Consider the following 21,692-nt stretch of genomic DNA (forward strand, 5'->3'; position numbering starts at 1 on the left):
GGAAATAATGCAGATAAGTTAGCATTAAATGGAAAATAAAGAAATATTTAAAAAAATACCGTATTATGGAAATAATTGTTGATTTATTAATTTATAAATTATATAAATCTCTTAATAAGGGAAAAATTGGAGTTTCTTTAAATGATTGGTGCTGAATATTTAGTCAAAGTTGCAGCAAATTTGGGATTTGAGTACTGTTTTGCCAATCCAGGGACGACAGAAATTCCTATGGTTGCAGTCATGGATCGAGAAACTCGTATTAAGCCTATTTTGAGTTTATTTGAAGGTGTGTGTTCAGGGGCTGCGGATGGCTATGGTCGTGTTGCAGAAAAACCGGCATTGACGCTGACCCATCTTGGACCGGGTTTCGCAAATAGTTTGGCCAATTTGCACAATGCCCGTCGTGCCAATACACCGATTGTGAACATTATTGGTGATCATGCTTCTTGGCATGTCAATTATGATCCACCACTTGCAAGCGATATTGAAGCAATGGCTAAAACTGTCTCAGGATGGGTTCGAGTCACAAAAAATGCTGAAAGCATTGGTGCAGATTTGCAGGCAGCGATGCAAGCTGCATGGCAATCCAAAGGGCAAGTGGCAACTTTGGTGATGCCTATGGATTTTCAGGCAAAAGAAATCATCAATCCTGATTTAAATTTATCGGTAAAAGCGCCTCAACGTCATTTTATTGCTCAACGAGCAGAGCAAATTGCTGAATTATATAAAGCAGGGAAAAAGCTAGTTTTTATTGTGGGGGATTCTGGTGTCTATGAAGAAGGACTAAAAGCCGCAGGGCGGTTGGCAAGTTTGGATGGCATCAAAATGTTTGCGGAAACATTTCCACGGATTAGTCATCGAGGGGGTGGGCTTCCAGATCTAGATCGTCTGCCATATTTCCCAGAAGTTGCAATCGAGATTTTGGATCAATACGACTATGTCGTTTTGGCAGGTGTGATTGAGCCGATTAGTTACTTTGGTTATGAGGGTATTCCATCTCGTTTAGCTGAACCTGATCGTCTGCTTTTATTGGCAGATGTTGGGGAGGATGTCACTGGCGCTTTAAATACTTTGGCAGATCAGCTCGAAGCCAAACCATATCACTTGGCTGAGCCTCAAGCGATTGCTATGCCAAATCCGCAAGAAGCTTTAGTTCCCCAATCAGTAGCGGCTATTTTGGCAAACAATCTTCAAGAAAATTCTATTGTTTCTATTGAAGGTGGAACTTGTGGTTATCCATTTTTTACGGCTTCAAATCATGCAGTTAAACATCGTGTTATGACCAATACTGGTGGCGCAATTGGGCAAGGAATCCCTGCTGGTTTTGGTGCGGCTTTGGCTGAACCGGGTACGCGAGTGTATTGCTTACAATCTGATGGCAGCGCGCAATATACCATCCAAACTTTGTGGAGTATTGCCCGTTCAAATCTTCCGATCACAATTTTAATTTCTGCAAATCATCGTTATGCCATTTTACAAAATGAGTTGCGACGCTTTGGAATTGAAAAATTTAGTGATACGGCACTAGAGCTCACTGAGTTAAATCAGCCCAAGATTGATTGGACCGCATTATCTCAAGCTTATGGTATTGCTTCGACGGTTGCTCGTAGCAATGAAGATTTAAACAGAATCTTAAATATGACCAATCAATCACAACAACCTCACTTAATCGTAATGGAACTATGAGGACTCAATCATGACTGCAAATGTGATTTTAAAAGAAGTACAGGCTTTTTTAGACCAGCCGAGTCAGCTTTTTATAGGTGGACAATGGCAGGATGCCAAAAGCAAACAGACCTTTATGATCGAAAATCCTGCAACAGAACAGTCTTTAGCTGTCGTTGCAAAAGGTAATGCAGATGATGTCGATCTCGCAGTTGAAGCGGCACAACAAGCCTTTAAATCTTGGCGCTATGAAGCCCCTGTGGTCCGTGCAAAATTGTTAAATAAGCTTGCTGATTTGATTGAGCAGAAAGCTGAAGAATTGGCACAAATCATAACTTTGGAAAATGGTAAACCGTTATTGTACTCACGTCGTGAGTGTCTAGGAGCGATTAATTTACTTCGATATTTTGCTGGGTTTGCGACAAAGATCGAAGGTCGTACCGTGCCTGTATCTACCGCACCTACAGCTAATTTTTTAAATTATACCTTGAGAGATCCCGTTGGGGTTTGCGCTCTGATCGTACCGTGGAATTTCCCATTGACCATGTGTGTGGGCAAATTAGCGCCTGCAATGGCAGTCGGGTGTACCACCATTTTAAAACCTGCTGATCAAACACCATTGATTGCAATTCGTTTGATGCAACTTTTTGAAGAAGCAGGTTTTCCTAAAGGCGTAGTCAATCTCGTTACTGGCTCTGGACGAGATGTGGGAGAACCACTGAGTTCACACATGAAAGTCAATAAAGTGACATTTACAGGCTCTACCGATGTTGGTAAATCCATTGCCCAACAAGCCACTTCTAATATGAAACGTGTGACTCTCGAATTGGGTGGTAAATCTCCAAATATTATCTTGCCAGATGCTGATATAGATAAAGCAGTTGCAGGTGCAGCAAGCGCGATTTTTTATAACCAAGGTCAAGTGTGTACAGCAGGTTCACGACTCTATGTGCATGAAAGCATTTTAGATGAAGTATTGGAAAAATTGAAAATTGCTGCACAGTCGATGACCATCACAAATGGTCTAGATGAATCTTCTACGATGGGTCCACTCGTTTCAAAACGTCAATATGAAACAGTGATGAGATATATCGAACGTGCTCAAGAAGATGGTGCCGAGTTGATTGTCGGCGGTCAACGTCCAGAAGGATTGGAAAAAGGGTATTACGTACAACCGACCATTTTCCTTGATAAAGACGAGAAAACGTGTATCGCAAAAGAGGAAATTTTTGGACCAGTCTTAACAGTTATGCCGTGGACAGATATTGATGATCTCGTTGAACGAGCAAATAACTCCGTATATGGCTTGGCGGCAGGAATTTGGACCAAAGATCTTGCAAATGCACACACGATCGCAGCACGTTTAGAGGCAGGATCCGTTTGGATTAATTGTTATAACGTTGTCGATCCAGTTTCTCCATTTGGTGGCTATAAACAGTCAGGATGGGGACGTGAAATGAGCCATGATGTGATTGAAGCATATACAGAAACCAAAAATGTCTGTGTAAATTTAGTTTGAAAATGAATGTATTACTTAAAAGGATGTTGAAATGAATCTCGAATTACAAGATCGCGTTGCTATTGTTACTGGCGGTGGAATGGGGATTGGTAAAGAAGTCGCAAGACTACTTTCTCAAGAAGGTTGTAAGGTTGTTGTCTGTGCTCGTCGTATGAGTTATTTGCAACAAGCAGCGCAAGAAATTTCAGAAGAAACAGGCAATGAAGTATTGGCATTGACTTGTGATACGACCGATATGGCAACGGTTCAAGAGATGGTCAATAAAACCGTCGAAAAATTTGGTCGTATTGATATTTTGGTCAATGGTGCTGCTGCGCCATCAGGTGTAGTACGTAATGATATTGAATTTGCAGAAGATCATGAATTATTGGGTGATTTAGATACCAAAGTGATTGGTTATTTCCGCTGTGCAAAAGCTGTAGTTCCTCATATGAAGAAAAATGGTTTTGGTCGCATTATCAATATCGGTGGCTTAACAGGTCGTGGCAGTAAAGTGATGTCAGGCATGCGCAATTTGGCAATTGTGCATATGACTAAAACACTTTCAGACCAACTTGGTCCAAATGGAATAACTGTTAATTTGATCCATCCGGGTGTCGTCGATACACCTCATATTGAAGAGCTTTATGAGCGCGAAGGAATTAAACAAAACAAAACTCCAGAACAAGTTCGACAAGGCTATATCGACAATACCCCGATTCGTCGCACCTTAGCACCGATTGAAATGGGTTATCTCATCGGATTCTTGGCATCTCCTAAAGCTGGTGCAATCACTGGGGAATCTATTGGTATTGATGGCGGTTTGACACGCGGTATCTTTATCTAACAGTCCAAGTAATAAAGGAGGTTGCTCATGTCGAACGGAACGATTTTAGTGGCAACAGCGGGGCAGGCGGTGATTCGCTCTGGGGATGATGGAAAAACTTGGCATCGCTTAGGTGTAGGTCAAGCCATTGAGTTCGATGCGATTACACGTTCGCTATCCCAAGACCCTGTTCACCATGAAGTTAGTTATGCTGGTACAGATGTTGGATTGTGTGTCAGTAAAAACTGTGGCGGATTGTGGGAGATTGTTGATTCGCCATTCAATGGTGAAACGGTCTGGAAAGTCGCAGTTGATCCAAAAAACAATCAACGTATTTTTGTGGGAACAGGAGCACCATCTAGAGCAGTTTTATGGCGCACATTGGATGGTGGCAAAACTTGGACTCGTGCCAATGTTGAGATTCCTGAGTTCTGTGCAGGGGTAAATCGACCACGATTATTGGCTTTTGCCTATGATCCAACGGATGCAGATCAGTTATGGTTTGGTCTAGAGGAAGGGGGCTTATTCCATTCAACGGATGGTGGTGGAAATTGGCAGCGAGTCGATGATCGTCTACTTTGGGACTTCAATTCCGATATTCATAGCATCGCGGTATTGCCAAATCATGGTCAAAAAGTCGTGATCGTGCTCTGTGTAAACGCAATTTATCGTAGTGTTGATAATGGCGAAACTTGGACAGGAATTGTTGGTAAAGAGCAATTTGATTTGTATTACGTTCGGGCGATGTCGGTTCACCATGCTGCCGAAGATACCGTATTTGTCAGTATCTCAGATGGGACACCAGGAAGTACCAGCAAAATTTTGCGTTCTAAAGATGCTGCTCAAACTTGGGAAATCCTACCTTTGCCAGTTCAACCCAATTCTTGTATTTGGGCGATTCAGCAAAATTTTGATGATCCAAATAAAATTGTGATTGGCACAAAATATGGACATTTATTTACTTCTGAAAATGGTGGAAATAGCTGGATCAAACAATGGCGAGAGTTTAGTGAAATCAGCGATGTGCTGTGGACACCAGCTCGTACAGAAATCAAAGCATTACACCAGTCTGTGATAGAAAAATAGGAGCGCGTATGAATATTAAAGTGATTCGTACCCATCTATCGCTTTTTGTCAGTGATCCAGAATATTCGGCGAAATGGTATGCCGATGTACTAGGAATGGTCGAACATGCCCGTGGTGCACAGTGGATAATGATGAGTTTTGGTGAAAAGCATCATGATATTGCTTTAATCAAAGCTCCCGAAGGCGCACAGCAAGGTGGTCTTGGCTTACAGCACTATGGGATTGAAATAGATGGGACATTTGAAACATTGCAGCGCTTACACGGCATGTTGCTTGATAAAGGCGTACAAATCGTAAAAACAACCGATCATGCTGTTGGAAATGGATTGTATTTCAATGATCCAGATGGAAATCGACTTGAATTCTTTTTAGAAACGGTACATGACAATCAACAGGCGATTGATCTGTTTAGAGAAACCTGTGCCCCAAGTAATCCAATTGAAATTCCTCCTATTTTTGAGAAATAACATGAAAAAAGCAAATTTTGAAAATTATCACATTCGTAAATGGTTTAGTTTTACCGAAGAAACTTTAGCCAATGAAACAGGTCAATTGGCTGATGGAGAACCCGTTTATAAATATGCAATTGCGGCGGCTATTCATAATCTATATGCAGGACGATTTTCAGAAGATTTAAGTGAGTTGATTGAGCATTCTCCTGATTTGGGGCGAGAGTTTGGTCGCCGAATTCAAGAACTTGCCAATGGTCGTGAAATTGTCAGTTATGGGAAATCTATTTTGGTTGGCATGAACTGTGAATATGAACATGGCAATGCATTTTTAACCAATCCTGCGGCAGATCCAATCCGTGTGGCTTTAGGCGGTGGTAAATCATGGGTTCCTTCAACAGGAAAACGTGGTGTAGCAGGAACAATTATTGATGTGCCTTTAGCACATAAAGATGCACTTTATGTACGCTCACATTATGACAGTATTTCCCTATCTTTTAATGATGGACCGGGAAATGATGAACTGATTATTATCTGGGCTTTTGCAACGCGAGGACGTTTGCATGCTCGATTAGGTGGATTAAAAGCTGAAGAAATTCAGGGTGAAAATGGTCTTATCTAAGTAAAAGTTTTGAGGAGAAACCCATTTTTCTCTTCAAATTGTTCATTCCATGTTTGAAGAGGTTTTGCCCAAATGAACCATTCGCAAAGTCATTATTTAAAGTCCCGTGATGGACTAAATTTGCATTATTTAACTTGGGGCGATCGTGCATCTCCTGCGATTATTTTATTACATGGCTTAAGATCATACGCACTCACTTGGGCACCATTGGCTGAAATACTCTCCCAGCAATTTTATGTTATCGCACTAGATCAGCGTGGTCGTGGCTTAAGTGATTGGGCTGAAAATTATGAAACATATCAAACCAAAGTGTATGTCGAAGACTTAGAAGATTTGGTGAAATGTGAAAATCTAGAAAAGTTCATCATTGTTGGGCATTCATTAGGCGGGACAAATGCACTCGAATATAATCGCCTGCACCCTGAAAAAGTAAGCGCTTTGATTATTGAAGATATTGGTCCGGGTTCATCTATACAAGGGGATGGTGCAGAACGAATTCGACGTGAAATGCAGAATACGCCTTTGGAATTTGCTACTTGGCAACAAGCCATCGATTTTTGGAAAAAATTAAGACCTTTGATTGGTCAAGAAGGGATTCAATCTCGTGTTGAAAATACGCTTGTTGAGAAAGATGGAAAAATTATTTGGAAACATGATCAGCAAGGTATTGCAAAAGCTCGATTGAATATCGCATCAACGGATCTTTGGCCTGCCGTAGAGCAAATTGATTGCCCGACATTATTTATCAAGGGTGGGTTATCTGATTTTTTACCTTCAACAACGCTAGAAGCAATCAGATTTAAAAAACCTGATATTGAGTTTATAGAAATTGCAGATGCATCTCATTATGTTCATGATGACCAAGCAGAAATGTATAACCAAGCCGTAATTCAATTTTTAAGCAAAATAGACTGAATTTAAAATAGACGTAATAGGGAAAATTGACCATGAGAAACGAGCAAACGGATGTTGTGATTGTCGGTGGTGGACCAAATGGTATCGCACTGGCTCATTACATGGGCATTTATGGAATCAAAACGATTGTTTTAGAAGTGAACCCAGATATTTTACCTTATCCCCGTGCAGTGGGTATGGATGATGAAGCGCTTCGCGTTTTACAGACAACTGGGGTGACTGATGAAGTCGTTAAAGACATGATTCACAACGTTCCATTACGTTATTTTAATGCTGCGGGTGTTTGTTTTGCTGAGGTCAAACCGACTGTTGCTGATTATGGTTGGCCCATGCGAAATATTTTCATGCAACAACTCTTTGAAAAAAGTATGCGTGAACTGCTAACAAAATATTCAAATGTTGAATTGCGTTCAGGGCACGAAATGCTTGATCTCGAACAAAACGATCAAGCGGTTCAGGTACAAGTCAAAGATCAAAATGGTGAAACTTATCAGATCACTGCACGTTACCTGATTGGTGCAGATGGCGGAAGATCTGGCGTACGTAAAAAAGTCGGTATCCAACTTGAAGGATTGACCCATCCTCGAAAATGGGTCGTTGTTGATGCTGCAAATGATACATTAGATGCACCTTATACAGCTTTGCATGCTGATCCTAGTCGTCCTTTTGTCTGTATTTATCTTCCGTACCAACAACGACGTTGGGAGTTTATGCTCTTTGAAGGTGAAGACGAGGAGCAGATGTGCCAAGAGGAAAATATTCGAAAGCTCATTCGTACACATATCGGCGATGATGTTGATCAATTAAACATTATTCGCATTCGTGCTTATACCCATAATTCACGAGTTGCCAACCGCTTTATCGAAGGTCGAGTCGTTTTAATTGGCGATGCCGCACATATTACACCGCCGTGGGCAGGTCAGGGTTTAAACTCAGGCATTCGTGATGTTGGAAATATTGCTTGGAAACTGGCTGCTGTCATCAAGGGCTATGCTGCTGAAAAAATCATCGAAAGCTATGATGTTGAGCGACGTGGGCATGCGACTGATTTGGTTGCACTCGCGGATAATATGGGCATGGTCTTGGGGCTGACAAATCCATTGGTGGCAGGAATCCGTGACTGGATTTTCCAAGCATTTAACAATGTTGATGCATTACGCAGTCATTTAGTTGAATTTAAATTTAAACCGAAACCATTTTTAAGCAAAGGGCTGGTATATCACCCACGTAATAGCGTCCAAAAAGACGATATTGTCGGTAAGATTTTTATCCAACCTGATGTTCAGACCGTTGATCAGCAGCGTATAAAATTTGATGAAGTTTTGGGTAAATGGTATTCCGTTATTGCATTTAGAAAAAATCCAATGCAAGGATTATCAAGTGAAATGCAACAATTTTGGCGCGACCGAGAAACCAATTTTATCCAAGTTAATCGTTCAAAAAGTGGTTTGACTCGAAACCAACCTTTGCTTTCTGGTGAAAATGTAATCAGTGTTGAAGATATAGATCATAAACTTGAAAATTGGTTTGTAGATGCGCGTGACGAGGTTGTGATTGTACGTCCTGATCGTTTTATTGCTGCGACATGTTCTATCGAACAACTGAATGCAACTTTGGAGAAGCTCGCATGCCAACTCCAGTAAATGATCAAGTGATAAAAAATTTATTAGATGCCCGCCTACACAATCGAAAAGTTGAAACTTCACAGTTTTCATCTATAGAAATGCAGCAAGCTTATGAGATTCAACAGCGTTTAATCGCAGGGTATCTCAAACAAAATCAAGCGAAACACAGCGGTTGGAAGGTCGCTTTATCTGGTGCACCTGCCCAACATAAATATGCAATTGATGAGCCTGTATATGGTCGATTAACCACTGATATGCAACTGAACACAGGCGATACGATCTACTGTTCTCAAGATGAATTGCCAAAATTTGAGATCGAACTTGCTTTTCGATTGAAGCAGGATTTGCTCGCTCAGCAAATATATACAGACCAGTCACTTATCCAAGCGATTGATGAGGTTATTCCTGCTTTAGAAATTGCCAATGTGCGTTGGCAAGATTGGAATTTTAGTTTGGGGCAATTTATCGCGGATAATTCTGCTGCATCAAAGTATGTTTTAGGCAAGCCATTAAGCATGACACTTGATGAAGTGATGGCAAATATTGAGATAGAGCAAAGTAGTCATGCGCTTGTCCTGACATTTTCAGAGCAAGACAATGCTCTAAAAAATTATTTATGGCTGGTCCGTAAATTATTATCCCAAGGGATGACTTTAAGCGTAGGTGAAATTATTTTGACGGGTTCACTGATTCGACCTTTAAATATGGATCGTGCTAGCTACGAAGTACAATTGTTTGGGCAGACATTATCGATTGAAATCGCCAATGCAGTAAGCTGATTTGCATCAAACAATGATTTTAGTACTCTTGAATATTCAAAATAAAAACTCATGCAGGTAGGGATTAGATGCAATATGAAAATTTAACATTATTACGCTCGCAAGCCTTTATCAATGGTGAATGGCGAGATGCAGATGATGGCTCCACGCTAGAGGTATTTAATCCAGCAAATGCAGAAAAAATTGCCACTGTACCCAAGATGGGAAGATCAGAAGCATTGTCTGCTGTAGACGCTGCACAGAAAGCATTTAAAAGTTGGAGTCGAAAAAGTGCCAAAGAGCGTGGTCAGATTTTAAGAAAATGGTTTGATTTATTGATTGAGCATCAAGATGAATTGGCGACCATTTTGACTTTGGAACAAGGTAAACCTTTATCCGAGGCAAAAGGTGAAATTCTTTATGGTGCCTCATACCTAGAATGGTATGCAGAGGAAGCCAAAAGAATTTATGGAGATATTATCCCATCTCCAGGAAATGATCGGAAAATTTTGGTAAATAAACAAGCAATTGGGGTGTGTGCTGCGATTACCCCTTGGAATTTTCCAAATGCAATGATTACTCGTAAAGTGGCTCCAGCTTTGGCAGCAGGTTGTACGATCATTGTGCGTCCTGCATCTCAAACACCTTTTTCAGCATTTGCAATCGCAGCATTGGCTGAGCAAGCAGGCATACCTAAAGGGGTATTTAATGTAATCACTGGATCATCAAGTGAAATAGGTCAAGTTTTGACAGAAGATGATCGAGTAAAAAAATTTAGTTTCACAGGTTCTACAGAAGTCGGCAAAAAACTCATTGCGCAATGTGCTTCAACAGTTAAAAAAGTTTCCATGGAACTTGGTGGAAATGCGCCTTTTATTGTTTTTGATGATGCCGATCTCGATGGTGCTGTAAAAGCAGCGATTGCATGTAAGTTTAGAAATGCAGGACAAACCTGTGTTTGCGCCAACCGACTTTATGTCCAATCTGGGATTTATGACACGTTTGTAGAAAAGTTATCAGTGGCTGTTCAGGGCTTAAAAATAGGCAATGGACTCGATCAAGGAATTGATTTTGGTCCAGTGATAGATGCGTCAGCGATTAAAAAAGTGGAAGAGCATATTTCTGATGCGGTATCTAAAGGCGGAGATATTGTATTAGGTGGACATAAACATCATTTAGGTGGATTGTTTTTTGAACCAACGATTATTCGTAATGCTACGCAAGCAATGAAAGTGGCCAAGGAAGAAACATTTGGACCATTAGCGCCTGTGTTTAAGTTTGAAACTGAGCAAGAGGTGATTGACTATGCAAATGACACCGAGTTTGGTTTAGCAGCTTATTTTTTCACTAAAGATTTAGGTCGAGCGATGCGTGTTTCCGATGAATTGGAATACGGTATGGTCGCACTCAATACCGGTTTATTATCCAATGAAGCTGCACCATTTGGCGGAGTGAAACAGTCTGGATTGGGCAGAGAAGGATCAAAGTATGGGATTGAAGATTATTTAGAAATTAAATATTTTTTAATGGCTGGTTTGACTGACTAATATAGGGTCTTAATACATCCTCTATTTACCAACCTCAAATACTAAAAAGACAAGAAAATGATGATTCATCTTCTTGTCTTTATGTTTTGAAGAAAATATTTCCCTCACCCTAATATTTTACTTTTAATCTCTGCTTTCAATACTTTACCGACCTTAGAACGTGGTAGATCTTCCCAAACTTCAATATGTTTTGGCGTTTTGACACTGCCGATTTTAGCTTTTACAAAAGCCATTAATTCATCAGTATCAATGCTCATATTTGCACGTGCCTGAACCACAGCAACGATACGCTCCCCCCATTTTTCATCAGGCAAACCAATGACTGCACAGTCTTGAACATTTGTATGGGCTTGTAATGCTTGTTCAACTTCAATTGAATAGACATTAAAACCACCTGTGATAATCATATCTTTGGCACGATCCACGATATACAAATAATTGTCAGCATCCAAATAACCAATATCTCCTGTGTGATGCCAACCGTGTTGTGAAACATCCTCTGTCGCTTGAGGATCTTTATAATATCCCGCCATAACCAAAGAGCTACGCACTACGATTTCACCACGTTGATTTTGTGCCAAAGGCTTCCCTTCAGGACTTAAAATAGCAACTTGTACCAATGGACTTGGATGTCCAGCCGAATATAAGCGCTGAAAAGCAATAGAACCATCAGCAAGATAATGATCTTTGGGCGACATGGTTGAAATCATCATCGGAGCTTCGGTTTGACCAAATAATTGAGCCATCGGTCCAATTTTTATGAGCGCATCATTTAAGCGAGCAGTGGAAATAGGTGCAGCGCCGTACCAGAAACATTGCAAGGATGTGAGATTAGTCAAGGCAAGTTTAGGATGATCAAGCAACATATAAATCAGAGTAGGCGGTAAAAAGGTGTGGCTCACTTGATGGCGTTCAATCAAATCTAAAAATTCATCCAAATTAGCCTGCGACATAATCACGATTTGCCCACCCAAAGCCATGATGGGAAAACACAGCACACCAGCAGCATGGGTGAGTGGAGCAAAAGCCAGATAAGTCGGACGAGACTCGAAGGGATAACTCATCAAAGTGATCGCCGTCATGGTTTCTATGTTTTGCCCTGAAAGCATGACGCCTTTCGGACGACCAGTTGTTCCTCCCGTTCCTGCAATCAGTGCAATGTCATCGACAGGCTCAACTTGAAAGAATGAATCATCGACCTTATCAAGCCATACATCAAAATTTTGTGCATACAAAAATGTGTCATCTAAACAAATCATGGTATGAACTTTGGGTAAAGCTTCCCGAATTTTTTCAACCATAGGCGCATAATGACTATGGAAAATCAGTACATTACAATCAAAGCGATCCAAGATAAAACGATTTTCAGCCGCTTCATTTCTCGGGTTAATTGGGCACCAAACTGCGCCAGCACGAGAGATACCAAAGACACAGCTAAATGCAACAGGATCATTTGCCGACAAAATTGCGACTTTATCGCCAGCTTTGATGCCAGACTGGACTAAAGCACGGGCGATTTTGTAGCTCAGGCGTTGCACATCGGCATAGCTATAAACAACATCATTTTTGACTAGGCAAGGGGCGTCTACTCCGAGAGATGCACCTTTGTCTAAATAATCGATCAAACGCATAAATATCCACTCCAAAAAGTGGAAGAAGATCTTCCACTGGGTTTGGGATCTGCTTAAACATCTATAATGTCAGCAGCCTCTATACATTGACCGTAAGAATAGGGGCTTGGACTAAACCAAATGCACGTAAGGCACCCAATAACTCATGATGACCAAATGCTTGGCAGCCAGAGGCAAAACCATATTTTTTCGGTGCTTGCTGTAACAACCAAGAGGCTGCAAAGGCATTGAGTAAGCCTGTTTGTTTATAATTACAGTTCCCAAAAATCACACAATGTGCTCGTCCAAGAGGTCCTTGCGCATGAACCGAATCCACTGATTTATTGATACGAGGATTTTCACGAGGCGGCATGGTATTCATGACACCTGCTGCTGTTTCCGCTAGTGCTGCATAGCGTTCCTCAGCATTCATATGTTTGGTTGCTTCAAGCGCAGCTTCAACGATTTTGGGTACACCGAGCATCAGTGGTTTATTAAATACACCACCTAAGACTTTGACATTGCTGACACGTGGGTCACGCTTAAACCAAACAGGGTGTGAAGTACCTCCCCAAGGCAGTGCAAGTGCTGTTTCATGTTGTCCGGGAATGGCTAAGGTATAAAGTCCTGCATCGGGTTGCCATTCTTTATATTGATTTTGTTCCAAATAAAATGCTTTAGAGGTCGCAGCATTGACCAAGATGGTTTGTGTCGATGCGATGGTTGGGCTACCGCCCCAAAACACTGCGATATCAAGTGTGTCTAAGCCGGGATGTTCTAAGCAAAGCTGTGCTGCAATTTCACCAATGGTATACATCTGTGCCAGACCGGGGCAGAGCAATAATCCAGCATTGGCAAATTGCGCACCATAGTTTTCATCTAAAGTGATCAGCCAATCTTGTTCACCAGTGGTATCGGTATAGTGACATCCTGCCTCTAAACAAGCTTCAACGACTTCTGGGCCAAATTTTGAAAATGGACCAACGGTATTGATGACGACTGAAGCGCCTTTAAATAAATGGCTCAGTGCTTCGACATTGTGTTCTACAGAAAGCACTTCAAAATCAGCGGATTCAATACCGGGAACATTGGATTTCATTGAGGCATCCAATTTTTCCTTGTTTCGTCCTACTGCAAGATACGGAATGCCATATTCACGTAAATATTCACAAACTAATCGACCAGTATAGCCACTGGCACCATAGACAATAACGGGCTTTTTACTATTCATTGTTGTATTTCCATATATTTAAGTTATTGATATTTTATAAAATAGGACATTACATTCCCATTCCACCGTCCACAGAAAGCCCTACGCCCGTAATGAAACTGGCATTGTCAGAGCATAAAAATACGGTTGCATTGGCAATATCTTCAACAGTTGCTAAACGTCCAAGTGGCGTTTGCTCAACGACTGAATTGACCGCTGCATTGAAGTCAGGTGCGAGTTGATTCCTGACGATATCATTGGCTAACTGCATGCCCATTTCGGTCGGAATAAGTCCGGGATAAATACAATTTACACGGACCCCATAACCTAGTTTTCCAGCCTCCATAGCCGCTACACGGGTCAAACGATCGACAGCAGATTTTGTTGCGGAATATCCCGCGATCGCAGGAAAGGCGATGGTGGCTGCAACAGAAGAAATGTTGATGACAACACCACCTTTGCCAGCAGCACCATTGGGTTGCATATTTAAAAATGCATGTTTCATCCCAAGTCCGACCCCGACGATGTTGACATCACACATGTGGCGTAAGTCTTCAGCTTTGATATTTGCAACCAAGGATGTGACTTCAATCCCTGCATTGTTGATTAATATGTCAAAGCCCCCAAGTTGTTGAATGACTTGGGAAATGGCATTTTCCCATTGCACGTCATCAGTGACATCAAGTTGAACAGCACTGGTTTTAACGCCTGATTTGGCCAGTTCATTTGCAGTTTCTTTGGCAAGATCCAGCAAAATATCCCCAATGACAACATCTGCGCCAGCTTGAGCTAAGGCTTGTGCAATAGATGCACCGATTCCTCTCGCTCCCCCAGTTACAAATGCTTTACGACCTAAAAGATACTTATTTTCCATGTCACATCTCCGTGTTGATAGATCTTTTTTATTGCATTTTGCTTATTATTTTTTGATCATTAAATTTATTTAACCAACTGTCAAGTTTTTTCTATACAAGTGGTTAATTTTTTTTATACGAGTGGTTAGAGATTTTGACAAAAAGTATGCGACATGGCAGTATGGTGCTATAAAAATGAGCAATAGTGATAAGAGCAAAGCATGGTACAACGGGACGTAGTGGAACTAGATGCACCTCCACGCAAAACACGGGTGCGCCAAGATCCTATAGACAAATATGAAATGCGACGTATAGAGCTTGCAGAAGCAGGGCTGAAAACACTCGCAAAGCTTGGCTATGCAAAAACTAGTATGCGTGAAATTGCTGAAAATTCTGACTTTACCCACGCCGTTTTGCACTATTACTTTGCCGATAAATCTGACCTAATTTGCTACAGTATTAAGCACTTCAAAGCCAAGTGTGTGACTCGTTATGATGTGGTTGTGGCTGAATCGGGTACATCCGATGAACTGTTGCAGGGATTTATTGAAAAATTAAAAGAAACGATTGTGAATGAAACGCAGCTGCATTGTTTGTGGTATGACTTACGTTCTCAGGCTTTGTTTGAACCTACGCTACGAGATGTCGTTACAGAAATTGATGAAAGTTTAGAAAAAATGATCTGGCGTATCGTGCTTCGTTATGCAGAACTCAAAGGTGGTGTGCCATCGATCAGCTCTAGCTGTGCTTATGCGACTTTAGATGGTTTATTTCAAATGTATTTGCTTCGCATCGTGTCTGGAGATGCAGAAAATGTTGAGCATTTTTTGGATGAGATTCGCAATATTGTGCCGTTGTTGGTGAAATAATCTGATTCTATTTAAGTAAATTTAAGCACTGCTTTAAGGCTAAGGCAGTGCTTAAAATAAATTTGAAGATCTACTTTGATTTATTGATAGATCAGAAATTTAGATCCATTTACCCAAATCAAATTGCAAATAGCCTAGGTACAAATCTCTTTGATAATTTTGGCATAAATTTCCGTGGCGGCAGTCAATTGACTGAGTTCAATCGACTCATCAATGGTATGTGCATCTTCTTCTGCCCCCGGTCCTAGCCCGATAGTCGGGATCTGACGTTTACCTGCGGACTCAGAACCATTGGTACAAAAAGGCCATGCACCAATTTCAGTATCTAAACCAATTTCTTGCAAAGCTTGAAGTGCCGCTTCTAATATCTGTGAATCCTCTTTGGTTTTCCATGCTGGTAACCATCTTTCAGGACTTATTTTTTGACCTGTAAAAGTATCAATCGCATCTTGGGTAAATTGGATAGAAAAGTCAGAAATATCAGCTTGATGTAAACAGTTCTTAATCTGCTCAATGACAATTTCTTGTGTTTCATTGACCAAAATACGTCGATCAAATCGGATAGTGACAGCATTTGGAATCATAGAAATCGAAGGATATGGATCTGAAATAATATCCGTAGGCACGAGTATAGCTGCGCCTAAAACTTCGTCTTTGGGAAGTTGAATATTTTCAAGGGCGAGCAAAGCCTTCGATGCAATTAAAAGTGGATTGATACCGACTTCAGGATTGGCTGCATGAGCAGGTTTACCGTGTAAAGTCAGCAATATTTCCGCACGACCTTTTTGTGCAGATTTCAGTTTTAATTTTGAAGGTTCGCAAATCACCACAGATTTAGGCTGATGAATATCTAAAATGTGTCCGAGTGCAAAACCTTCGATGACTTCCTCTAAAACACTTGCTGAAATAGCCACACGTTTTTTTAAAGTATGATGTTGGGCAACGTGGGAAATGGCACAAATCGCTGAAGCCAATCCACCTTTCATATCGGTTGTCCCTCGACCATAGAGACGACCATTAAAAATTTCACCGCCAAATGGATCAAATTTCCATTCGCCTATCACAGGTACAACATCCATGTGCCCATCGAACAAAATTTCGATTTCTTGATTTTTAGGTCCCATGACGCCAACAACTGAACCATTTTGATCCGTGTAAACTTCATCAAAGCCAAAATCTTGCATGATGTTTTGAATATAACTTGAAACTTTATTTTCTTGACTTGGAAAACTCGGGATTTGTACCAGTTTTCGGGTCAGTTCGATGACATTATCCATATGATCATTGCCTTTATTTAACTGTTTTATTGACTAAATCTTTTGGAATGAGGTAAACCAAAATCGCGCCAATGACGGTAAAACTTGCTAAGAAATACATTCCCAAATCTGTTGAACCCGTTGTTTGTTTGATCCAGCCGATGATAAAAGGGCTAAAAAATGCAGCTAAACCAGCAAAAGAATTGATTCCTGCAATCCCTGCAGCAGCGCTTCGACCATCTAAAAAGGCAGTTGGCAGACTCCAAAATAATGGCGAACAGACCATCGTTCCAGCTGCGGCGACAGAAAGCATTGCGATCGCCAAAGTTGGATTATGTCCAAATAAAGTACTTAAGGTTAATCCAACCCCACCGACTAAAAATGGGATGATCATATGCCAGCGACGTTCACCTGTTTTATCTGAATGCCCGCATACACAGATCATTGAAATAACAGCGAAAATATAGGGAACAGCGGTGAGCATACCGACATGTAAAATCGAGTTTACCCCTGTAGATTTGATAACGCTCGGTAACCAAAACGATAAACCTGATAGGCTTGAAACAGTGCAATAACAAATCAGTGCCATGTGGATCACACGTTTATCTTTCAATAAACTGAACAGTGATACATGTTCGATTTGGTTTTTCTTTTCTAAGATGATTTTTTCATTTAAATACTGTTTTTCTTGTGTACTTAACCATTTGGCATCTTGGATTTTATCATTCAATAATTTGAAGACCAATAATCCTAAAATCAAAGAGGGTACAGCTTCAATGATAAACATCCACTGCCAACCTTGAAAGCCATGCGTATTATGCATATCTTGCATAATCCAACCAGATAATGGTCCGCCCAAAATACCTGCCATCGGTACAGCTGTCATAAAAATAGCAGTGATTTTCCCTCGACGATTGGATGGAAACCAATAGGTTAAATATAAAATAACCGCTGGATAGAAACCTGCTTCAGCTGCACCTAGTAAAAAGCGTGCGATATAAAATTGGGTGGGGGTTTGTACAAAAGCCATAGCAGCAGAAATGATGGCCCATAAAATCATAATTCGTGCGATGGTTTTTTTCGCGCCTATTTTGTGCATCAATAAATTACTGGGCACTTCAAATAAGAAATATCCAATAAAAAAGATCCCTGCACCTAAGCCGTAGACGGCTTCACTAAATTGTAATGCATCAAGCATATGCAATTTAGCAAAGCCAACATTGACACGGTCTAGATAGGCTGCGATATAACAGATCATTAAAAATGGAACGAGTTTAAAGGCGACTTTCCGATATAAATTGTTTTCGAATTCCGTTTCTGTAACTAAGTTGGATGGTGCATACGTAACTTTATTTTCCATGTGTAGTACTCCTGTGCCTTTGTTTAGCTCAGCTCATTGGATAAAACCTCAATTTAATGATTCAATTTTTTGTACTGGGGATGCTGGTTTGATCACGCCACGTTGTGAAGTAATCAGTCCATAGGCTTCAGGGCGACGATGTTTTTCAAAGTTGAAAGTGGTATTTTTATATGAGTTACAAAGGTCAAGATCACAGCGCGCAATCGCAAGTTCATCACCTTTGGTTGAGCAAGCCGCAACGATTTCACCTGATGGCGCAATAATGCAAGTCCCACCAATCATTTCACAATTTTCTTCATTACCCGCTTTAGCAACGCCAATGACCCAAGTGCCATTTTGGTATGCACCCGCTTGCATCACTAAGTGATTATGAAACATGGATAAATCGTCATGCTCAGGTGCAGGAGGATTGTGCACAGGTGTGTTATATCCAAGTAGGATCATTTCAGCACCTTGAATCCCCATTACACGATAAGTCTCAGACCAGCGACGGTCATTGCATAGAGCCATACCAAAACGACCACCAAAAGCATCCCAGACATCAAAAGATTGACCATATTCAAAATAGTATTTTTCTAAGTGCTGGAAGCGGCGCCATGGTTCATTTTCAGCATGACCCGGAAGATGAACTTTGCGATATTTACCGATGATCTGACCTTGCTGTGAGACTAAAATGGCACTGTTATAGCGATGCGTTCCTTGACTGCTTTGTTCAAGTTCGGCATAACCTAAATAAAAGCCTATTCCTAGCTTTTGCGCTGTATCAAATAAAATCTGCGTGTCAGCATTTGGCATTGATTTTTCATAATAATGATCAAAATCAGCAATATTTTCAGCATACCAACGTGGAAAGAAAGTGGTGAGCGCAAGTTCTGGGTAGACAATCAAATCACATCCCATTTTTTTTGCATCGATCATGAGCTGCACTAAACGCTCAACGACTTCTTTTTTACTATGACTATTTTGAATAGGGCCAAGCTGTGCAGCAGCGACATTTACGATACGTGTCATATATTTTCATCCTTGTAAATAAATTTGAAGTTTATGCAGTTGCCAAGTGGACCAAGCTATTGATTAAAATATTTGCCCCAGCTGCAATGTCTTCTGCCGATGTAAACTCTGCTACATTGTGAGAAAGCCCTTTAACACTTGGTACAAAAATCATGCCTGAAGGACACATCGCCGCTAAGATTTGCGCATCATGTCCTGCGCCACTGGGTAAATGCATATGTGAAAATGAGTGAGAATCTGCAAAACTTTCAACTAAATTGATAATTTCTTGATTAAAATTAACAGGTTGAAAATCTGCTAAATTGCGATGAGTAATTTCTACGCCGTGTTTGCTTGCTATTTCATTTGTATAAGAAAACAGCAGCTCTGATGCTTGTTTGAGTACTGCAGCATCGACATTGCGTAAATCGACGGTGAATGTCACTTTATTTGGAATGACATTGATCAGATTTGGGGAGTATTGCACCATTCCTGTGGTCGCCAATTGCCCTAAACCCAAGCGTTCTGGCAAGCTTTGTGCAAAATGAATAATCGCAGCACTGGCTGCTCCTGCATCATGGCGTAAATGCATAGGCGTTGTGCCTGCATGGTTTGAAACACCTGTGACAGTAAATTCGGTCCAGTAAATTCCTTGCACACCTGTAACCACACCAATGGTTTTTTGTGCTTGTTCTAAGACGGGACCTTGTTCAACATGCAACTCCATAAAGGCATGGACTGGATGATTGCCGACCGAACGTGGACCTGCATAACCGATTTTGTTGAGATTGTCTTTTACAGTACTGCCATCAATACCTACGGTATTTAAAGCATCTTCGAGATCTAAACCACCTTGAAATACCAGACTTCCCATCATATCTGGGGCAAATCTGGCACCTTCTTCGTTGGTAAAAAAGGCGACCGTGATCGGGTGATCTGTTTCGATGTTGTGGTCATTTAGAGTCGCAATGACTTCTAAACCAGCCAATACACCGAGATTGCCATCATATTTCCCGCCAGTTCTCACGGTATCGATATGTGATCCAGTCATGACAGGAGGCAGATCCAAGCGACCTTTTCGGGTCGCAAAAACATTGCCGATCGCATCAATTTCAACATCTAAATGTAGGTCATGCATCCATTGAACAACCAGATCTCGTCCTTGCTTATCAGCATCCGTCAATGCCAGACGACAGCAACCACCACCTTCTATTTCACCGACTTTGGCTAAATCAAAGATATAACGCATCAATCTTTCTTGATTAATTTGATACATGACCTATCCCTTTTTTTTTAAATTATGCGAATACTTCTTCTGCTACTTTTCCAACGATTTGTGCATATAGCTCAGGATCTGTGGCACCTTCGCTACCAAAGATCAGCACACGGCTATTTTCATTTAGCGCAAGCTTTTCTCGAAGATCGGAACTATTTGCACTTGCCAAGACCGCGGCTAAACCAGCGACAGCAGATTCTCCTGCAACAATTTTTGCATTGTCCTCTTCATCACCTTTGGCAAGCAGGCGTACAACATCAAGTGCCGATTCATCATCAATTTGGATAAAATCACTGACCGCAGGTTTTAAAACTTCCCAAGCCAATAACGAGATCTCACCACAAGCAAGTCCAGCCATGACAGTGTCTAAATCTCCTTTGATCGCAACAGGTTCGCCAGCGACAGCACTTTCAAATAAACATGCTGCTTTATCAGGTTCGACCACGATAAAACGAGGATGTTCTTTGCCTAATTTTTCCCATAAATGGGCAACGACTGCGGCAGCAAGTCCCCCGACACCACCTTGTAGAAAGACGTGTGTCGGTAGGGCAGCATGCGTTGCTTTAAATTGTGTTAGTGCTTCTTCAGCCATGACTGCATAGCCTTGCATGACATCTTTTGGCACTTCCATATAGCCTTCATAGGATGTATCTGAAACGACGAAACGACCGTATTTTTCAGCATCGACAGCGGCTTGATGAACAGCATCATCATAATTTCCATCAATACGTACCACTTCTGCGCCGTATTTTGCGATGGCATCTTTACGACCTTCACTAACTGTGGCATGGATATAAATGACGCATTTACAATGGAAACGCTGTGCGCCCCAAGCGACTGAGCGACCATGATTGCCATCAGTTGCGCATGTGACCGTAATTTCTTGGGTAATGTCACGATATTTACCACTGGTTAGATCGCTTGCTGAAACTTCTATATTTCCCAATTTGGACTGGATGGCTTTGATCAATAAGCGACTCACCGCATAAGCACCACCAAGTGCTTTAAAACTCCCTAAACCAAATCGCCCACCTTCATCTTTATATGAAATACTTGCAATGTTGAGGTCTTGAGCCAGATGATCTAATTCAACCAAAGGGGTGTGTTGATAACCGGGCCAATTTTGAATTTGCTTGAGTGCGCTCGTAAATTTTTCGCCACCCAAGATGTCTAACAGTGCTTCTGGATAAGCATTTTTCGCACTAAAATTTTGATTTGAATGATATTTAACTTGAGCGTTAGGTAGGTGTTTTTTCATTACATTTTCCTTTGTATT

Annotated in this window: 19 protein-coding genes; 11 read left to right on the top strand and 8 right to left on the bottom strand. The window is 41.1% G+C overall.

Features of this window, described 5'->3' with window-relative positions:
- Window positions 1-141: 141 nt before the first annotated feature.
- From F960_RS08990 to F960_RS09035, 10 genes are all read left to right on the top strand, one after another.
- On the top strand, window positions 142-1,686 hold the full coding sequence (locus tag F960_RS08990) for an acetolactate synthase large subunit (RefSeq protein ID WP_004862961.1): 1,545 nt from the start codon (window positions 142-144) through the stop codon (window positions 1,684-1,686).
- 10 nt (window positions 1,687-1,696) lie between these two features.
- Entirely contained in the window at window positions 1,697-3,184 is a 1,488-nt protein-coding gene (locus F960_RS08995) for an aldehyde dehydrogenase family protein (RefSeq protein WP_004862966.1), read from the top strand.
- A gap of 31 nt (window positions 3,185-3,215) precedes the next feature.
- Entirely contained in the window at window positions 3,216-4,010 is a 795-nt protein-coding gene (locus F960_RS09000; protein WP_004862968.1) for an SDR family NAD(P)-dependent oxidoreductase, read from the top strand.
- 27 nt (window positions 4,011-4,037) lie between these two features.
- Window positions 4,038-5,075 carry a WD40/YVTN/BNR-like repeat-containing protein gene (locus F960_RS09005; protein WP_004862972.1) on the top strand — a complete coding sequence of 346 codons (1,038 nt, stop codon included), beginning with the start codon at window positions 4,038-4,040 and terminating at the stop codon, window positions 5,073-5,075.
- Window positions 5,076-5,083: 8 nt separating this feature from the next.
- A complete protein-coding gene (locus F960_RS09010) occupies window positions 5,084-5,542 on the top strand; it encodes a VOC family protein (protein ID WP_004862975.1) in 459 nt (152 codons plus the stop codon).
- 1 nt (window position 5,543) lies between these two features.
- A complete protein-coding gene (locus tag F960_RS09015) occupies window positions 5,544-6,146 on the top strand; it encodes an amino acid synthesis family protein (RefSeq protein WP_004862978.1) in 603 nt (200 codons plus the stop codon).
- 72 nt (window positions 6,147-6,218) lie between these two features.
- The gene (locus tag F960_RS09020; protein ID WP_004862980.1) at window positions 6,219-7,061 is read left to right on the top strand and encodes an alpha/beta fold hydrolase; all 843 of its coding nucleotides are present in this window, start codon (window positions 6,219-6,221) and stop codon (window positions 7,059-7,061) included.
- Window positions 7,062-7,093: 32 nt separating this feature from the next.
- Window positions 7,094-8,704, top strand: a complete 1,611-nt coding sequence (locus tag F960_RS09025; protein WP_004862983.1) for a bifunctional 3-(3-hydroxy-phenyl)propionate/3-hydroxycinnamic acid hydroxylase — start codon at window positions 7,094-7,096, stop codon at window positions 8,702-8,704.
- Window positions 8,689-9,465 (top strand): 2-keto-4-pentenoate hydratase, encoded by a 777-nt coding sequence (locus F960_RS09030; protein ID WP_004862988.1) that lies wholly within the window; start codon window positions 8,689-8,691, stop codon window positions 9,463-9,465. Before F960_RS09025 ends, F960_RS09030 begins: the two co-directional genes overlap by 16 nt.
- A gap of 68 nt (window positions 9,466-9,533) precedes the next feature.
- Window positions 9,534-10,991, top strand: a complete 1,458-nt coding sequence (locus tag F960_RS09035) for an NAD-dependent succinate-semialdehyde dehydrogenase (protein ID WP_004862990.1) — start codon at window positions 9,534-9,536, stop codon at window positions 10,989-10,991.
- Between the two features lie 104 nt (window positions 10,992-11,095).
- Here F960_RS09035 and F960_RS09040 read toward each other — a convergent pair whose 3' ends face one another.
- The 3 genes from F960_RS09040 to F960_RS09050 form a co-directional block, all read right to left on the bottom strand.
- Entirely contained in the window at window positions 11,096-12,622 is a 1,527-nt protein-coding gene (locus F960_RS09040; protein WP_004862995.1) for an AMP-binding protein, read from the bottom strand.
- 79 nt (window positions 12,623-12,701) lie between these two features.
- Entirely contained in the window at window positions 12,702-13,832 is a 1,131-nt protein-coding gene (locus F960_RS09045) for a DUF5938 domain-containing protein (RefSeq protein ID WP_004862997.1), read from the bottom strand.
- Between the two features lie 49 nt (window positions 13,833-13,881).
- Window positions 13,882-14,685 (bottom strand): SDR family NAD(P)-dependent oxidoreductase, encoded by an 804-nt coding sequence (locus tag F960_RS09050; RefSeq protein ID WP_004863000.1) that lies wholly within the window; start codon window positions 14,683-14,685, stop codon window positions 13,882-13,884.
- A 201-nt stretch (window positions 14,686-14,886) separates the two neighbouring features.
- On the opposite strand from F960_RS09050, the gene F960_RS09055 reads away from it, so the two are divergent.
- Window positions 14,887-15,534 carry a TetR/AcrR family transcriptional regulator gene (locus F960_RS09055; RefSeq protein WP_004863002.1) on the top strand — a complete coding sequence of 216 codons (648 nt, stop codon included), beginning with the start codon at window positions 14,887-14,889 and terminating at the stop codon, window positions 15,532-15,534.
- 134 nt (window positions 15,535-15,668) lie between these two features.
- On the opposite strand, the gene F960_RS09060 is transcribed toward F960_RS09055, so the two are convergent.
- Genes F960_RS09060 through F960_RS09080 form a run of 5 tightly spaced genes read right to left on the bottom strand, consistent with a single transcriptional unit; the run spans window position 15,669 to window position 21,674 of the window.
- Window positions 15,669-16,811, bottom strand: a complete 1,143-nt coding sequence (locus tag F960_RS09060) for a YgeY family selenium metabolism-linked hydrolase (protein WP_004863007.1) — start codon at window positions 16,809-16,811, stop codon at window positions 15,669-15,671.
- Between the two features lie 13 nt (window positions 16,812-16,824).
- Window positions 16,825-18,150 carry an MFS transporter gene (locus F960_RS09065; protein WP_004863009.1) on the bottom strand — a complete coding sequence of 442 codons (1,326 nt, stop codon included), beginning with the start codon at window positions 18,148-18,150 and terminating at the stop codon, window positions 16,825-16,827.
- 48 nt (window positions 18,151-18,198) lie between these two features.
- Window positions 18,199-19,161, bottom strand: coding sequence for an N-carbamoyl-D-amino-acid hydrolase (locus F960_RS09070; protein ID WP_004863013.1), 963 nt, complete (start codon window positions 19,159-19,161; stop codon window positions 18,199-18,201).
- A gap of 31 nt (window positions 19,162-19,192) precedes the next feature.
- Window positions 19,193-20,416, bottom strand: a complete 1,224-nt coding sequence (locus F960_RS09075; RefSeq protein ID WP_004863015.1) for a Zn-dependent hydrolase — start codon at window positions 20,414-20,416, stop codon at window positions 19,193-19,195.
- Between the two features lie 22 nt (window positions 20,417-20,438).
- Window positions 20,439-21,674: a diaminopropionate ammonia-lyase gene (locus F960_RS09080; RefSeq protein ID WP_004863018.1), complete on the bottom strand. Its 1,236-nt coding sequence runs from the start codon at window positions 21,672-21,674 to the stop codon at window positions 20,439-20,441.
- Window positions 21,675-21,692: the final 18 nt, after the last annotated feature.

Origin of the sequence: Acinetobacter gerneri DSM 14967 = CIP 107464 = MTCC 9824 (assembly GCF_000368565.1) — a bacterium.
Taxonomy (GTDB): Bacteria; Pseudomonadota; Gammaproteobacteria; order Pseudomonadales; family Moraxellaceae; genus Acinetobacter; species Acinetobacter gerneri.

What these genes read in the sequence shown, in the direction of transcription:
- F960_RS08990 (WP_004862961.1), top strand. Translation starts at nt 142, where the DNA reads ATGATTGGTGCTGAATATTTAGTCAAAGTTGCAGCAAATTTGGGATTT.
- F960_RS08995 (WP_004862966.1), top strand. Translation starts at nt 1,697, where the DNA reads ATGACTGCAAATGTGATTTTAAAAGAAGTACAGGCTTTTTTAGACCAG.
- F960_RS09000 (WP_004862968.1), top strand. Translation starts at nt 3,216, where the DNA reads ATGAATCTCGAATTACAAGATCGCGTTGCTATTGTTACTGGCGGTGGA.
- F960_RS09005 (WP_004862972.1), top strand. Translation starts at nt 4,038, where the DNA reads ATGTCGAACGGAACGATTTTAGTGGCAACAGCGGGGCAGGCGGTGATT.
- F960_RS09010 (WP_004862975.1), top strand. Translation starts at nt 5,084, where the DNA reads ATGAATATTAAAGTGATTCGTACCCATCTATCGCTTTTTGTCAGTGAT.
- F960_RS09015 (WP_004862978.1), top strand. Translation starts at nt 5,544, where the DNA reads ATGAAAAAAGCAAATTTTGAAAATTATCACATTCGTAAATGGTTTAGT.
- F960_RS09020 (WP_004862980.1), top strand. Translation starts at nt 6,219, where the DNA reads ATGAACCATTCGCAAAGTCATTATTTAAAGTCCCGTGATGGACTAAAT.
- F960_RS09025 (WP_004862983.1), top strand. Translation starts at nt 7,094, where the DNA reads ATGAGAAACGAGCAAACGGATGTTGTGATTGTCGGTGGTGGACCAAAT.
- F960_RS09030 (WP_004862988.1), top strand. Translation starts at nt 8,689, where the DNA reads ATGCCAACTCCAGTAAATGATCAAGTGATAAAAAATTTATTAGATGCC.
- F960_RS09035 (WP_004862990.1), top strand. Translation starts at nt 9,534, where the DNA reads ATGCAATATGAAAATTTAACATTATTACGCTCGCAAGCCTTTATCAAT.
- F960_RS09040 (WP_004862995.1), bottom strand. Translation starts at nt 12,622, where the DNA reads ATGCGTTTGATCGATTATTTAGACAAAGGTGCATCTCTCGGAGTAGAC.
- F960_RS09045 (WP_004862997.1), bottom strand. Translation starts at nt 13,832, where the DNA reads ATGAATAGTAAAAAGCCCGTTATTGTCTATGGTGCCAGTGGCTATACT.
- F960_RS09050 (WP_004863000.1), bottom strand. Translation starts at nt 14,685, where the DNA reads ATGGAAAATAAGTATCTTTTAGGTCGTAAAGCATTTGTAACTGGGGGA.
- F960_RS09055 (WP_004863002.1), top strand. Translation starts at nt 14,887, where the DNA reads ATGGTACAACGGGACGTAGTGGAACTAGATGCACCTCCACGCAAAACA.
- F960_RS09060 (WP_004863007.1), bottom strand. Translation starts at nt 16,811, where the DNA reads ATGGATAATGTCATCGAACTGACCCGAAAACTGGTACAAATCCCGAGT.
- F960_RS09065 (WP_004863009.1), bottom strand. Translation starts at nt 18,150, where the DNA reads ATGGAAAATAAAGTTACGTATGCACCATCCAACTTAGTTACAGAAACG.
- F960_RS09070 (WP_004863013.1), bottom strand. Translation starts at nt 19,161, where the DNA reads ATGACACGTATCGTAAATGTCGCTGCTGCACAGCTTGGCCCTATTCAA.
- F960_RS09075 (WP_004863015.1), bottom strand. Translation starts at nt 20,416, where the DNA reads ATGTATCAAATTAATCAAGAAAGATTGATGCGTTATATCTTTGATTTA.
- F960_RS09080 (WP_004863018.1), bottom strand. Translation starts at nt 21,674, where the DNA reads ATGAAAAAACACCTACCTAACGCTCAAGTTAAATATCATTCAAATCAA.